Here is a 15,148-nt window from a genome sequence, read left to right as displayed (position 1 = left end):
AAGGTTATAATTTTAATTTGGAGAAAGAGTATGAGCTTAGATAAATCAAAAAAAGAAAAGTATGTTCAAATTCTAAAAGAAGAGTTGGTTCCTGCCCTTGGGTGTACGGAGCCTATAGCAATCGCTTACACAGCTGCCAATCTGCGTAAAATCATGGGAGGAATCCCCGATGAAATCTTGATTGAAAGCAGCGGAAATATAATTAAAAATGCAAAGTCGGTTATTGTGCCTAATACCGGCGGAATGAAGGGAATGGAAGCTTCAACCTTGATAGGTCTTATCGGAGGAAATGCCGATAAGGGCTTGGAAGTTTTAGCCGATGTTACCGAAGAACATGTAAAACAGGCTCACGAGTATTTAGCCAAGTCCTGCACTAAGCTTAAGCTCATGGATACACCCGCAAGCCTTCACATAAGGATTACCGGAAAACTAAACGGCGATACGGGAGTTGCCGAGCTAATTCATCAACATACCAATATTGTCCTTCTTAAAAAGAATGATGAAGTTATTTTCGAAAAGCCGTACAGCTTAAACTCTGCCGCAGGGGCCTTGACCGATAGGTCCTGCTTAAACGTAAAAGATATTTTGGAATTTGCAGATACTGTTCCGGTGGATGAAGTTGCTCCTATAATAAACAGGCAGATAGAATATAATATGCGTGTTTCCGAAGACGGTTTAAAAAATTCTTACGGCATTGAAACCGGAAAAAATATTTTAAAATACAATCAAAGGAAAGGCGATCATTTTTCGGTTAAGGTTCAGGCTGAAGGCGAAGTGGCCGCTGCCTCCGATGCCCGTATGTGCGGCTGCTCTTATCCGGTTATTACCAATTCGGGAAGCGGAAATCAGGGCTTAGCCGTTTCCGTTCCTGTTGTGGTATATGCCCGCGAAAATAAGATAAATGAAGAAAGACTAATCCGCTGTCTTATTGTAAGCAATCTTTTGGCCATTCACCAAAAGACAGGAATCGGAAGACTCTCTGCTTATTGCGGGGCCGTAACTGCCGGAGCTGCCTGTGCTGCTGCTATTACCTATATGAAGGGCGGCTCTTATGAACAAATATGTGGAACAATAGCAAACACCTTAGGAACCGTATCGGGAATTCTTTGTGACGGAGCCAAGCAGTCATGCGCCGCTAAAATCGCTTCTGCCTTGGACTCGGCCCTATTTTCTCACGAGCTTGCAATGGAAGGAAACTTCTTTGCAGGAGGCGACGGAGTAGTTAAGGACGATATCGAAAAAACCATAGCAGGTATCGGTGTAGTCGCGGCCGAGGGAATGCACAAGACCGACGAGGTCGTGCTTCAAGTAATGCTCAAGGACTAATGGTCAATTTAAAAAAACTAACATAGTTTTTGGAATGTTCCTAATTCTCGTTTAAGACGTAAAAAATTCTTTTGCGGGTATTTCCCCTGTTATCTGTAAGGGTGAGCTCATGCCTCCCCCTTACAGCCTGAATCTTCATTTGATGATAAGTCTTAGTGCTTCCTAAATATTCTCCATCCAAATCCCAGTAAATTACCGCCTCAGGATTTTTATGAGCGGCTTCTGCAACCAAGGCACCGAGAGAGCCGTCAAGCTCTGTCGGGATATAAACCGATGTTCCGTCTTCGGGAAATAGAATTTCAAACTCGCCCTTATTTGATGCCGTGCTTTTAGGAAGCCATTGGGGGAGGGGCTTATATTCGGGATGACCCTGCTTATAAAAATATTCCGCTGCAGCCGGAAGGACAAACCTTTTTTCTATTTTAGGTAATTCGTTTATGTCGTTTGCCTTAACCTGAAACTTGCCGTCGGGACTTAAAGAAACGCTTTTACAGTAAGGGCAGGTGCCTTGGCAATGACTTTCCCTCGGTTTTAAAACCGCTTTTGTGCTGTTGCAAAACTCTCCTGCAGGATAGCCCGAATCTGCACAAGTTTTGATAAATTCAAAATCCTTTAACTCTTGTTCGGGCCATTCGGACTTTGGAAGAATATTAAAAATTTCAAAGAGGATGGGGGCAGCGAGTTTTGTGCTTGTAATTTCAGGCCTTCCCTCGCCTGAGGCGTTTCCGCACCAAACACCCACGGAATATTTAGGCGTAATGCCTATGGTCCAAGCATCCTTGTTTCCGTAACTTGTTCCCGTTTTCCATGCAATTTTTTGGTTTTCTGCATAGAGCTGCCAGACGGCTTCTTCTTCAGGCCGGTTTCCCTCTGTGAGGACATCCATGGTGATCCTAGAGGCAGCGGAAGAAAAAGGAAATTTTTCGTCAAGCTTGTTTTGCGCCCTTAACATCATCTTCCTGTAAGTGTTTGTAATTTCGTAAAGCGTTATCTCTCCTCCGCCTAAAATTAAGGGAAGGCCGTAGTCATCGGCAGAGCGGTTAAAGGTGGTAAAGCCCGACCGCTTTAGAATATCCAAAAAGGCAGGTACGGTAAATTCTCGTAAGGCCCGTATAAAGGGAATGTTCAAAGAATATGAAAGAGCCTTTCGGGCAGGGATTGCTCCCGAATACGTGTAGTTACTGTTTTGAGGCGTGTAGCCTGCAATCTTTGTCGGAATATCGATGAGGAGCTGATCAGGTAAAATCATTCCCGCGTCGAGCATGGCCGCGAACAAAAAAGGTTTTAGTAAGCTCCCGGAACTCCGTCTGGCATAGATCATATCGACATGTTCGTTTTTTGCATTCGCACTTTGAAGCCCTGTGTTTCCTATATAGGCTAGAGTTTTTCCCGTTTCGGTATCTAAAATTAAAACGGCCGTATTGTAAACTCCGCTTAAAAGATTTCTTTTAAAATGATGATCTGCAATTTCAAAAACTATTTCCTGTAAAGAGGCATCCAGACTGCTTATGTTTTTTTGATTGGAGCTTTGTGTTTTTGAAAACTCAAGGTAGTGGTAGGCCTTTTGCGGAAGGGCTTTGGGTTTATCGGGAACGGGTTCCGCAAGAGAAAGGACATAGGTTTCTTCATCTATTTTTTTTTGCAAAAAAAGATTGTATAAAAGATTGTCTCTTTTTTGTTTTAAGATTTCGCTTCCTTTTCCCGGGCGTACGAGAGATGGCTGATTTGGAAGAACTGCAAGGCAGGCCGCTTCTGCCCATGTTAAATCGTCAGGTGCTCTCCCAAAATACCGCCACGAAGCGGCTTCAAGCCCTACAACGTTTCCTCCGTAGGGCGCATGCGAAGAGTAAAGGTTAAGGATATTTTCTTTTGAATAGGAAAGCTCCAAAAAAAGAGACAAAAAGCTTTCTTTTAGCTTTTGCTTAAAAGTCCTAAGCGGATTTTTTTCTGAAAGGCGGGCGGTCTGCATCGTAATTGTCGAAGCCCCCGAAACTATTTTTCCGTTTATTATATTTTCTTTGACCGCCCTAAAAACCGAAAGAGGGTCTATTCCGAAATGAAAATAAAAGTTTTTGTCCTCGTATGTGAGGAGGGCTTCCCTGTATTTTTCAGGCAGCTTTGAGCCCTGTGGAAATCTCCATTGGCCGTCCCTTGCAGCAGAGGCACCCAATAGTTTTCCGTCAGAGCTGTAAAGGGTAAAAGAATAATCGGCTTTAAATTTCGGTGTAAAAAAAATTATTAAAAATAAAACTATCAAGCCTGAAACGAAGGGCGGTATCAATGCTTTTAAAATCTTTTTTATATTCTTGTCCATAGGTATGCTTTTAAATATTTTATTAAAACGGATCTTTTAATGATTACAAGTTACCGATCAACCAATCCTTGATTGTCCTTTTTTCTTCATCAAAACTTGCACCCACGGCTATTATCTTCTTTCCGCTGCCCGAATACTTGTCGGCATAGTTTTTTTCTTTTATTTGTTTTACGGCATTTTTTGCCGCAGCATCTTCAGCTGTTTCCGTTGAGCCGAGCTTAAACTCGAATATATAAACCCTGTCTTTTAATTCAACAATGCAGTCTGCTCTTCCTGTTGCACAGTGTACTTCCGTTTGTACAAACTGATTCATAAGAGCGAACACAAGGTAAACGGCCGTCTGATAGTTTTGCTCCCTCAAGGCCAGATCTTTTTCGGTTAAGGCGTCGTAGGGAATCCCTGAAATTATTCCCTTCATCTTTTGCATAAATAAGTCTACATCCCCTTCTCTCACAGCCTTGGTAAATTCCATAACGGAGAATCCTGTCTTATCATAAGTGATTGATGTATAGGCAGGAAGTAAATTATGTAAAAAGCCGTAGCGGACCTCATCGTTAGGGAAGCCTAAGCGGTAAAGCTCAAATTCGCTGTCATAGGATTTAATCGTAAGATAGCCTGACTGAAAGAGTATGGGAATAGGCAAAATGGGGTCGGCTCTGTATTCGTTAAGCCCATGTTCATCAAGCTGAACATTTCCGTCCAAATCGGGAATATGATAATAGGCCTTTTTTAGGTACTCAACCAAAAAGGTAGGGGTGCCCGTTGCAAACCAATAACTTGAAAATTCTCGGGATTCAAAAACATTTAATAGGCTGAAGGGATTATACATAGCACTTCCCTTTCTTGCAAAGAGGTAGCCGTCATATCTTTGTTTTAATTTTGAAAGAGCATCCTCATAGCTCAAGTCATTGTTTGCTGCCAAGGCTTTAATTTCAGGTTTAAAGTCTGCTTCAAGTTCTTCTTGCGAAATACCGCAGACAGCCGAATAATCCGACAAGAGGCTTAAGTCCCTCAAGTTATTTAAGTCGCTGAAGATGCTTACCTTACTGAATTTTGTCACTCCCGTTAAAAAGGCAAAGCGTATTGCATAATCGGCACTTTTAATAACGCCGAAAAAACCTTTGAGGATCGTTCGGTATGTTTCGTTTAAGGCCTCGTCCTTCCACATTGTTTGAAGGAGGGGCTTATCGTACTCGTCTATTAGGATGACGGCCTGCTTGCCGGTTTTTTCATAAGAGCGGTTTATTACTCCAAAAAAACGCTCGCTAAAAGTTTTTTCGGCATCTTTGCTCTCGTAAACTTCTTCCCATCTGCAAAGATGGTTATTTAAAAGGCTTTCCAAGTCTTCCCTTGTTTCATATTTTGCAATGTTAAAGTCTAAGTACAAAACCGGATATTGCTGCCAGATTTCCCGCTTACCTTTTTCGCCTTCTTCAAGTTTTTCGATGGCCAGGCCTTTAAAGAGTTCTTTTTGACCGAGAAAGTAGGCCTTTAAAGTTGAAAGCAGTAGACTCTTCCCGAAGCGGCGCGGACGGCTTAAAAAGTATGGAGCAGGATTTTTAATCAGATTCCATACATATTCTGTTTTATCTACATAAAGAAAGCCGTTTGTTATAAGTTTTTCAAAACTTTGAATGCCTATGGGCATTTTTCTTACAGTACTCATAAGATTAGTATAACAGAAAAACTCAAAGTTGACAATAAAATAAAAATTGCAGTATCTAAAAATTCTTTTATTTTTATCCTTATGAATGACCGTAACATGCCGTAGACATAAAGTTAGAAAGGGCTTATAATGGAGAAAATTATATTTAGGAGAAACAAATTGAAGCAATCCGATTTTGGAAAACCGCCCATGGCGGAAATAAAAGCAACGAATTTCGAGAAGTTTGGAAAGACGAGAACCGATAATTATTATTGGCTTAAGGACAAGACCGATAAAAATGTTATCGATTATCTAAATGCAGAAAATGCTTATACGGATACGGTAATGGCCTCTTCAAAAGATTTACAAAAGAGTATTTACGATGAAATTGTAGGCCGTATAAAAGAAGACGATGAAACCTATCCCGTTTTTGAAAACGGATATTATTATTACAACCGCGTCGAAAAAGGAAAGCAGTACCGAACCTATTGCAGAAAAAAAGCTTCCCTCGATGCACATGAAGAAATTATCTTTGATGTGAACAAGATGGCAGAAGGAAAACAGGCCTTTATTTTTATGGATTATATAGTAAGCCCTGATAATAAAAAGGCCTGTTATTTTTATAACGAAACGGGCTCCTTTGCTGAGTTTACTTTAAAAGTGCGCAATCTTGAAACGGGAAAAGACACCGGCTTTAGCTACGACGGAGCCGCTTCTGCGGCATGGGCATCTGACAGCGGAACTCTTTTTTACAGCGCAATCGACAGCACCCTGCGTTCAAGCAAGGTCTTACGCCAAGGCCTTAATGAAGAGGCAGGAACTCTTGTTTACGAAGAAAAGGATGTAAAGTTTTCCTGCTATGTAAGCGGTACAAAAACAAGGGACTTTATTTTTATTTCAAGTTCAAGTTCTACAACTTCCGAAGATCGTTTTATACGCGCCGATAAGCCTGAAGAAGAATTTAAGAGCTTTCTTCCGCGAGTTAAGGATACGGAATACTCCGTTCATCCTCACAAGGAAAAGTTTTTTATCCGCTGGAAGGATAAGCAAAACCTAAACGGCAAGATCTATTCCGCTCCTCTTTCTTCTTATTCGGATAAATCTACATGGAAGGAAGAAAGAGCCCATGACGAAGATGTACGCATTGAAGCCGTTTCCGTATTTGAAAACTACCTTGTGTTAGAGCTCCGCAAAAACGGCCTTATCGAGATTGAAGTTAAATCTCTTAAAACGGGCGAGGTCAAAAATATTTCCTTCCCCGAACCCGTTTATACGGCCTATTTGGGGGCAAACCCCGAATACACTTCTTGTAAGGTGCGCTATAACTACACCTCCTTAAACCGCCCCAACAGCTTGTACGATTACGATATAGTAAGCGGAAAATCGGTCTTGTTAAAACAGCAGGAAGTTCCGTCAGGCTTTAACCCTGATGACTACACTGTAGAGAGACTTTGGGCAACGGCAAAAGACGGAGTAAAGGTTCCTATGGCTGCCGTTTATAAAAAAGGCTTGGCAAAGGATGGCGCAGCTCCGGCTCTTCTATATTCTTACGGAAGCTACGGCTACAGCTCTGATGTGTATTTTAGTCCGAGCGTTTACAGCCTTGTCGAAAGGGGTTTTGTGTACATAGTTGCTCAAATCAGGGGCGGAAGCGACATGGGAGAGCAATGGTATGAGGACGGTAAGCTCTTAAAAAAGAAGAATACCTTTACCGATTTTATAGCCTGTGCCGAGCACCTGATTTCTCAAAAATATACTTCGCCGGATAAGCTTGCAATCATGGGCGGAAGTGCGGGCGGTCTTCTTATGGGAGCCGTCACAAACATGCGTCCTGATCTTTTCCATTCGGTTGTAGCTGCTGTTCCCTTTATAGACGTTGTTACCACCATGCTCGACGATTCCTTACCCCTTACTACAGGCGAATACGAAGAGTGGGGCAACCCGAACGAGGAGGAGTACTATAACTACATGCTTTCATATTCACCCTATGACAATATCGAAGCAAAAGATTATCCGCACATTCTTGTAACAGGCGGTTTAAACGATTCGCAAGTTCTTTTCCACGAGCCTGCAAAATATACGGCAAAGCTGCGCGCAAAGAAAACCGGGGATAATATTTTAATCCTCCACATGAATATGGATTCAGGCCACGGAGGCGCTACCGGCCGCTATGACAGAATTAAGGACACAGCCTTTGAATATGCTTTTATTCTTAACATGGTAGGGATAGATAAATAGCTTTTGTTTCTTTAATCACCGCAATTCCGGTCAAGGTTTTGCGGTGAACTTTTAACGGTTTCTTTATACCTTAAGCACTTATTTTTCTGCAGCGTAGATTGTCGAGTATTCCGTTAAATCGCTTGGGGTAAAATTATAATCAGAATAGCAGCCTATCTTTTTAAAGCCTGCTTTTTTTAAACTTTCTTTTAAAAATTCCTGTTTTAGGGGGAGCAAAAAGGTATGATCCGATAGACTTTCGTTATTTTTTTTATCCGTAAAGTTTATGATAAATTTAAGCCTTTCTTGTTCTGCAAAATCATAGGAACGTTTAAAAATAAAATCCCCATTTTCGATTGTTTTAAAATTTACCTTTTGTTCTGAAATAATTTTATCGTAATTTAATATCTGGAAGATAAAAACTCCGTCTCCTAAAAGGCTTTTATAAATATAAGAAAAAAATAAAAAAACTTCATTCTTATTTTTTAGGTGAGGAAGAGTGTTGCCGAAACAGAATACGGCGTTGAGTTGCCCGAATTTTACAATGTTGAGCATATCCTCAACTTCAAATCTTATATTTGAAGCGGAAGGTCTTATTTTATTTTGTGCAATCGAAATCATTTTTATGTTTAGGTCTATTCCGGTTGGTGTAAAACCTTCATTTAAAAGAGTAAAACAAAGCTCTCCCGTTGCACATCCTGCATCGATAATTTTTCCTTTTTTACAAAAAGTTTTAATAAAGTCAACTTTTTCTTTTTCGAGAGGAAAAATTGTTTCGTAATTTTCTGCAATTAAATCGTAAAGTTTCATAAGGCATCCTCTTCTTATTAAAAATTATAACAGATATTTTAATAGTGCCGAAGTTCGAACTTTGCACTTCGACATTCGCTCCTTCACTCGGTAAACTCGAATAGAACTCCGTATGTTTTTTGGGGGTCGGTATAAACCGATGAGCCCGTATCTTTACCGATTAAATCTTTTTCCGATAAAAAGGATCGCGCCTTCTCTAAGGATTTAACCTTTACTTCAAAACTTATAAACTTGTCGTAATCGCCTTTGATTATTTCGATATTTGGGGAGGCTTCTATTTCCCAAAAGCCTTCTTTAATTTCTTTGTGCGGAACAAGAAGCTTCCTCCATAAATCGAGGGTCTTTGTATAATCGCTGTATGCTATTTTTACTTTTTCTACATATCGAATCCCTAGGTTTCCTCCGGGTTCTTTTTCCGGTCTGTTGACAGGAATTTGATACTCGCAAAAAAAGACTGTTCCTCCTGTAGACAGCTCATTACAGATTAGATTTTTCCAATACTGATTTGAATAAAGATTTGTTTCTTTAAATCCTTTTTCTCTTAGCCTGTCCTGTATATCCGAAACCTTCATTGCAGGTTCAAAGGCCATTCCCAGTATTCCCTCAATGTCTTCTTCTATTTTAAAGTCAATCGCTTCCAATACACAGTTCCCGAATTCTATTCCCCCGCTTGTAAAATTACCCATACTGCGGTACTGCCATGAGACTGGTAAATCAAATGTATATACCAGCATGTCGTATAATTCTTTGGGCTTCTTACAGGTCAGCATAAAATGATCAATCTTTTTAACAAAGATTTCTTGTTTTTCTTTTGGAGCACAGGCTGTCAATAATAAGCTTAAACATAAAATCATTAGTTTGCTTTTCATCATTTTCTCCGGTTTTATAAAGATTTTAAGTAAGTAATTAATTCTTCATTCTTTGCTAAAAGAGCATAATCTTTTATTGTCATACTGTCTTGTTCTCCGCCTGTAACTTTTTCATCTATGCAGGCACCTTTTGAGATTACATAGTCAAGCATTTTTTTGTCGCCGCCTAAACCGACGGCGTGAATTATCGAAAAACTATAATCCGCTTTAATTAAAACATCTGCTCCTTTTTCGATTAAAAACCAAAACAAGTCTTTATAGCCGAATTCGGCTGCTTCCATAACAGCCGTAAATCCGTCCTTGTCCTGAGTATTAATATCAAAACCGTTTTGTAAATAAGCTTTTATAAGCCCAACATCGTTCTTTTTTGCAGCTTGTATAAATTCGTCAATGTGCATATTACTCAAAAGCCTTTACCCTTGTGCCTGGGAGGATGGCCCTATAGGCGTAATCGTACATTGCCTCGACAAAGACTGCCGGTATATAGTATTCTCCTCCGTAAGTTACGGTTCCGGTAAACTCAAAGGCCTTTGTGCCATAGCCGTCCAAGGCAAAGTGGGTGTAAATATGGGTGTCCCTTAAATCTTGGAAGTCGTATAGGCGTTTTGTGTTACGCTTGTCTTCCGAATCCGTATCGTCATCGCCTCCAAGCCTTGTGTTTGTAATCTCCCAGCCTGTCGGGATGGGGATTGAAAGGGTAAGGTTTTCAAGAGCTCCTTGGGTCTTATTGTGAACTCTTACACTCATCTTAAACCTCTGTCCTTTTTTTAAGTTGTCAGGAGAAACTTCCTGCCCGTCCTCATTTTTATAGACAATATCAAGTTTTAAGTTTTCTTCAATTCGTGTTTCGCTTCCGGGGTTAAGCCTTCCTGCTGTGTTGATTGCGGCAAAGATTGGCGTATTTCCGGTATTTTTAATTTCTATCTTTTTTTCCGCTTCGGTATTTACAGGAATCTTATGAAGCTTTGATGTATTGTTTAATTTATCTTTGATAACGTTTGCTTCAGTTACAATTTCGTAGCTTATATTCTTATTCTTGTCAAAGGCATAGTGAGGAGCGAGGGCTAAAAGAATCCAAGCCGTTTCCTGTGTCGAAAGCCATTCATTGCTTGAAGAAATCTTTGCAAGCTTCGAAATAAGATTTGTCGTCTTTGCATTTTCTCCGGCCATGGTGTAGGCATTTAATATTAAGGCGAGGTCTCTGATGTTCGACGAGAAGTTTCCGCCTGTGCTTCTGTAAACACTTGTCGGCTCGTATAGTTTTTCGAGCATGGCTTTGGCTGTGCTGCTGTGTCCTGCAAGGCTGTAAGCGTTTGCAAGGAAGGCTCGTGATACGGAATTAAGGCTTTGTTCCATATTTTTTAAGCGGTTCATAGCTCCTATTTCGGGTTTGCCTGCGAGGGCAAGAGTGTAGAGGCGGTAGGCTTGAGTTTCCATGCTGTCTGCGAAGGTTCCTGCCCAGTTTTTCGCCGTTTCGATTTGATGAGAAAGCCAACTTTGGTAGATACTGTCGTTTACTTCGTAACCTGCCTTTTTGGCTTCTACCATAAAGTGTCCTGCGTAGTTTGTAGCCCATGCACTTTCATATCCTCCGTCAGGCCAATAGCTGAATCCGCCCGACCTAAGCTGATAGTTTATGTAGCGGTCCAGAACCGAGTTTACATTGCTCTTAGCCTTGTCGATTTCGGTTTGGTCTAAGGCCGTTATAGTGTTCAGGTATAATTGCGGGAAGGCCTTGGAAGTGATCTGCTCTATGCAGCCGTAAGGATAGCCCAAAAGATAGGCCAATCGGTTTTCAAGGCCGAGGGCCGGCATTTGGGATATTTCGACGCTTAAACTCTTTGTTCCGTTTTCGCCTTTTAGCGGAAGAGTTTTTGCAAAAGTCTTTCCGGCTTCGATATTTATAAGCTCAACCGTAGAGTAGGGCGTTCCTCTGGAAAGTACATCGATTTCCGTAAAGGCCTTTGCCGTTTTTGAAATGCCTGAGGCTGAAGCTTCCGCAGTGAATTTTGCAATGCCTCCCTTATCCGTTTTTACCGTAAAGAAAACGGAAGAATCGGAATTTGCAGGGATGCTGACTTCTTTTGTTTCGTTTGAGTTTACGGCTCCCTCGCTTTTTAAAACTACCCTTACTTTTTTTTCGGAAGAGGTTCCGTTAAAAACCGTTACGGGAACCTCTATTGTTTCTCCTATGCCCATGGTGCGGGGAAGGGTCGGCATTACGATGAGATCGCTTTTTACCTTTACGGTTTCTTCTTTTATGCCGTAGGCTCCGTCCTTGCCTGCAACTGCCATGATGCGCAAGGCTCCGATGTATTGAGGAAGATCGAATTCGATTGTTTTCTTTTCCTTTGCCTTGATTTCGAAGGGGCCGAAAAAGTATACTATCGGTTTAAAGCGTTCAGCATTCTTTGAGGTCTTATTGTCTATAAAGCCTCCGCCTCCTACCGAAAGAATCGACTCTATCATTCCGCTATAAGCTCCGATTACATACTTGTAAATATCCCAAGAGGCAATTTGTGAAGATTCTTTTTTATAAAAGCTGTCCCAAGGGTTGCCCGTATAAAAGGCTGTAAGTCCCAGTAATCCCTCGTCTACAACGGCAACCGTAAAGGTCATAGGTCTTCCCTTTTCTTCGCTTACCGTAAACGAAACCTTGCTGTTAGGTTCAAAGCTTTGTTCCGTATTTATGACGGGACTTAGGCGGGATAATTTGTTTTCTATCATTACCGGTGTTATACCGTACATTCTTATGGGGAGGCTGTTTTTTGTCTGGCTGTGCTCCTGTATTAAACTTACATGCGCGTAGATATTCGGTGCCATAGAAGGATCCAGTTTTATTTTGTACGAAAAAATCTTCCCCTTAGATTTTACCCATTCTTGTTTTAAAACCTTGCCGTTTTTTTCGACCGTGATGAGTGCCCTTGCACCCTCATAACCGGGGAAGGTAATTTCGGCCGTTTCGTCTGCATAGTATTTTGCTTTGTCGGTTGTGAGCATTATGATTGAATCGCTTGACTCATCAATTGTTCTTCGGCTTGCCCAGCCTTCCCAGTCAAAGTATACAACCTGAGCAGAGCTGTGTCCGCCGCTCGGATCCGAAACCATAATCAAATATCGGCCCCAGCTTCCGTTGTCTACCTTTATGTTCAGCCTTGCCTTTCCGTCTTTTGCCGATATGCTCCAGTCCCTTACATGACGGGTATGTATTGAGTTTGTATAGTTGGCTGTTTCTTCATCTTTTTCCCACCACCAATACCACTCGAGTTTATAAAGGCTAACATTTAAGTTTACATTTTCTTTTATCGGGTTTCCCTCAGGGTCTACAACCGCAAAATTTAAACTCTGATCTTTTCCCGTATAAAGCATCTCGCGGTATTCGTCATCGCTTTTAGGAATCTGCATTCCGACATAGCGGGAATAAGGAGAATAATCGAAGACCTTGTTTTCCATGGAGAAGGCACCGGAAGGTTCGTATATCCTTGTTTCAAAAACAGCCTTTAATTTTCCGGGAGATTTAGCTTCCGTGGAAAGATAAAGATTTATATCGGCCTTTCCCGAATCGTCTAAATTTCCTTCCCAAATTTGATTTTGATCTTGGCTTACGCTTAGCTCGGGATTTATAAAATTATAGTTTTTATAATTTTCAAATGGATTTCTGTTTAAGACATAGCGGGCGGAAATCTCGGCCTTTAGATTTGAGGCCTTAGCTCCGTGGAGCCATTCGCCTCCGATTACAGCCGGATTGTATCCTTCCGAAAAATATTTTGCTTTTGGATTAAGATTTACAAAAAGACGGTTGGGCACAATGGCTTCAACCTTTATGCTCTTAGACCAAGTTTTTCCTCCGGCTGTAACCCTTGCATACCAAGTGCCGGTCTTGTCTTGAGGATTAGTTTTAGTATCTATTCTATAAAAACCGTCCACCGAAGAGGTAAAGACCTTGGACTCCGTTTTTTTGCCTAAGGGGTCTTCAAGGTAGAATTTAACGGGATAATCTTTGGGGAGGTTCTTTTCCAAATCCTGTAAGATAAATACCAGATGAATATCGTCGCCCGGCCGCCAAACTCCGCGTTCCCCGTAAATATAGCCCTTGACTCCTTTTTTTGAAGATTCGCCTTCTACCTGAAAGTGACTTGTAGAAAGTATATCGGAATTAAGGGGAAGCCAGTTGACATCTCCGTTTTTTTCGGCTTTGATAAGGAATGCTTGGTTTTCGTTTTTGAGCATCAAAAGTCCGTCGCTGTCGGTTTTTCCGGACTCCAATTCTTTTTGAGCAAAGTTGAATAAGCTTATCTTGACTCCGCTCATAGGTTCTGCCGTCAATAAGTCGGCGGCGCTTATATAGAGTTTACCGTCTCTGTCTTTTTTTGCAGATAGGCCTATGTTAGAAACCAGAACTTTCTTCGTCGCCATACAGTATTTACTGTAAGAAGGGAGGTAGAAGGCCGGATGATTCGGGTTTTCTCTATGCTGCCAAAAGTTGTATCTATCCTCGTCTTCTATCTCCGAAGTGTTCCAATAATCTGTTTCAATGTTTTTAAAATTTTCAAGTTCGCTTATGTCCTTGGGGAATGGAAGGTGTGCAAACTCGTTATTCTTTGAAGGAGATTGGTACATACTGTGTTTTTTTGTAAAGCTCGCACGAAGCTCGAACATTCCTCCGGGGAATTTTTTTATCAGTTTACTTATATCGAGTGAGCGATGAATAGTTTTATTCTTCATCGAGTTGTTCCATTCAAAATCAAAACTTTGTCTCCAAACAGGTTCTCCTACACGGTTTAGTTCTCGGTTTCCTTCTATGCTGTTTACCTGAAGAAATTGCGTCATGTTCTTATCGTAAATTTGAAATGCTTCAAGCATGAGTCCGTTTATGTTTGTTGTAGAAACAATTACCTGCATATCTTTTGGCGGTAAAACGTTTCCGGTCTTTGTAAAGCGTATGATAGGCTTTTCCCAGGCAACAGTTATTGCAAAATCCGCTTCCGACTCAAGCTTTTTTCCTCTTGTATTTTTTATTCCCGGCAGAATCGATATCCTTGTATTGTCGGGAAAGACTCCGCTCTGTGAAAATATTTTAAGCTTGTATCCGTCGATGCTGTATCTAAAAGGAATTTCGGGAGAAGATGCAAGCCTTATAAATCCCCTTAAATCTTGCGACGGATCGAGAGCATCCGAAAAGTTTACACTTATCTCGCTTCCTGTTTCTTGATAAAACGAAGTTACCTGAAAAACAGACTGGGCAGCAACAGTAAAACCCCTGGAGTCTCCTCCGGCTCCTCCGAGGGCCGCTAAATTCCATGAGATGTTTAAATACTGTGCCTCTTTTTTTCTGCTTATTTCTTTTATGATGATCTTATATTGATTGGAATTTGGTCCTTGACTTACCTTTATTGCCGGGTTCGACTTTGTATTTCCCAATTTTAAATCGGCTGTAAGCATCTTTTCTATTGAAGTGATGCTTTCAGGGATATCCGTTTCGCCTATACCTTCAAATCTAAAAATATTTTCTTTTTTTTCGTCAGGAATGAGTTCCCCAGATAAAAGAATAAATTCCGGCCGGGCTATACTGAAGGTAAGGCTTACAGTCTTTTTCTTTTCGGTGTTTTCGAGGAGGAGGCTTACATCCAAATCTAAGTTTAGGTCAGTCTTAAAATTATAGGCCGATGAGGGGATAAAGCTTATTTGATTTTTACCGATTATCTTCCATTCGCCTGAGGGCTTGGGATTAAAAACGCAGGCCTTTTCGAGGTTCTCAGGATACTTTATTTCTTCCTTAAAAATCACATTAATAGGCTCAAGCCGCTTTAAGGCTCCGTAGCTTACACTTTCAATATCATCCATTGCATTTTGCAAGGTTTGTTCACTTTTTTTACAACCGGCAACAAAAACCGATACCGACAAAACAATAATAAGAGCTTTTAAAAGCTGTTTTAATGAGGGGGTTAAACTTTTCATAGCTATATA

At 41.0% G+C, this 15,148-nt stretch carries 8 protein-coding genes; 2 read left to right on the top strand and 6 right to left on the bottom strand.

Going from position 1 to position 15,148, the window contains the following annotated elements; all coding sequences use genetic code 11:
• Positions 1-30: 30 nt before the first annotated feature.
• Positions 31-1,326 (top strand): L-cysteine desulfidase family protein, encoded by a 1,296-nt coding sequence (locus tag E4O04_RS11065; protein ID WP_253708021.1) that lies wholly within the window; start codon positions 31-33, stop codon positions 1,324-1,326.
• Between the two features lie 40 nt (positions 1,327-1,366).
• Here the strand turns inward: E4O04_RS11065 and pbpC are convergent, their stop codons facing one another.
• Positions 1,367-3,640: a penicillin-binding protein 1C gene (pbpC, locus tag E4O04_RS11060; RefSeq protein ID WP_253708019.1), complete on the bottom strand. Its 2,274-nt coding sequence runs from the start codon at positions 3,638-3,640 to the stop codon at positions 1,367-1,369.
• Positions 3,641-3,683: 43 nt separating this feature from the next.
• Entirely contained in the window at positions 3,684-5,306 is a 1,623-nt protein-coding gene (locus tag E4O04_RS11055) for an ATP-binding protein (protein ID WP_253708018.1), read from the bottom strand.
• A 159-nt stretch (positions 5,307-5,465) separates the two neighbouring features.
• Between E4O04_RS11055 and E4O04_RS11050 the strand changes: the two genes are divergently transcribed.
• Entirely contained in the window at positions 5,466-7,523 is a 2,058-nt protein-coding gene (locus tag E4O04_RS11050; RefSeq protein WP_253708016.1) for a S9 family peptidase, read from the top strand.
• Positions 7,524-7,601: 78 nt separating this feature from the next.
• On the opposite strand, the gene E4O04_RS11045 is transcribed toward E4O04_RS11050, so the two are convergent.
• The 4 genes from E4O04_RS11045 to E4O04_RS11030 all read right to left on the bottom strand — a co-directional run bounded on the left by E4O04_RS11045 (position 7,602) and on the right by E4O04_RS11030 (position 15,139).
• Positions 7,602-8,312 carry a class I SAM-dependent methyltransferase gene (locus E4O04_RS11045; protein ID WP_253687257.1) on the bottom strand — a complete coding sequence of 237 codons (711 nt, stop codon included), beginning with the start codon at positions 8,310-8,312 and terminating at the stop codon, positions 7,602-7,604.
• 83 nt (positions 8,313-8,395) lie between these two features.
• Complete coding sequence (locus E4O04_RS11040) at positions 8,396-9,181, bottom strand: hypothetical protein (protein WP_371922298.1); 786 nt, start codon at positions 9,179-9,181, stop codon at positions 8,396-8,398.
• 14 nt (positions 9,182-9,195) lie between these two features.
• Entirely contained in the window at positions 9,196-9,579 is a 384-nt protein-coding gene (locus E4O04_RS11035; protein WP_253708013.1) for an ankyrin repeat domain-containing protein, read from the bottom strand.
• 1 nt (position 9,580) lies between these two features.
• Positions 9,581-15,139 (bottom strand): alpha-2-macroglobulin family protein, encoded by a 5,559-nt coding sequence (locus E4O04_RS11030; RefSeq protein ID WP_253708011.1) that lies wholly within the window; start codon positions 15,137-15,139, stop codon positions 9,581-9,583.
• Between the last annotated feature and the right edge of the window lie 9 nt (positions 15,140-15,148).

The organism is Treponema sp. OMZ 799, assembly GCF_024181365.1.
GTDB lineage: Bacteria > Spirochaetota > Spirochaetia > Treponematales > Treponemataceae > Treponema_B.
Note: the sequence above shows the minus strand (reverse complement) of the source record. Positions and strands in the feature narration are given on the sequence as shown.

What these genes read in the sequence shown, in the direction of transcription:
- E4O04_RS11065 (WP_253708021.1), top strand. Translation starts at nt 31, where the DNA reads ATGAGCTTAGATAAATCAAAAAAAGAAAAGTATGTTCAAATTCTAAAA.
- E4O04_RS11045 (WP_253687257.1), bottom strand. Translation starts at nt 8,312, where the DNA reads ATGAAACTTTACGATTTAATTGCAGAAAATTACGAAACAATTTTTCCT.
- E4O04_RS11030 (WP_253708011.1), bottom strand. Translation starts at nt 15,139, where the DNA reads ATGAAAAGTTTAACCCCCTCATTAAAACAGCTTTTAAAAGCTCTTATT.
- E4O04_RS11055 (WP_253708018.1), bottom strand. Translation starts at nt 5,306, where the DNA reads ATGAGTACTGTAAGAAAAATGCCCATAGGCATTCAAAGTTTTGAAAAA.
- pbpC (WP_253708019.1), bottom strand. Translation starts at nt 3,640, where the DNA reads ATGGACAAGAATATAAAAAAGATTTTAAAAGCATTGATACCGCCCTTC.
- E4O04_RS11040 (WP_371922298.1), bottom strand. Translation starts at nt 9,181, where the DNA reads ATGAAAAGCAAACTAATGATTTTATGTTTAAGCTTATTATTGACAGCC.
- E4O04_RS11035 (WP_253708013.1), bottom strand. Translation starts at nt 9,579, where the DNA reads ATGCACATTGACGAATTTATACAAGCTGCAAAAAAGAACGATGTTGGG.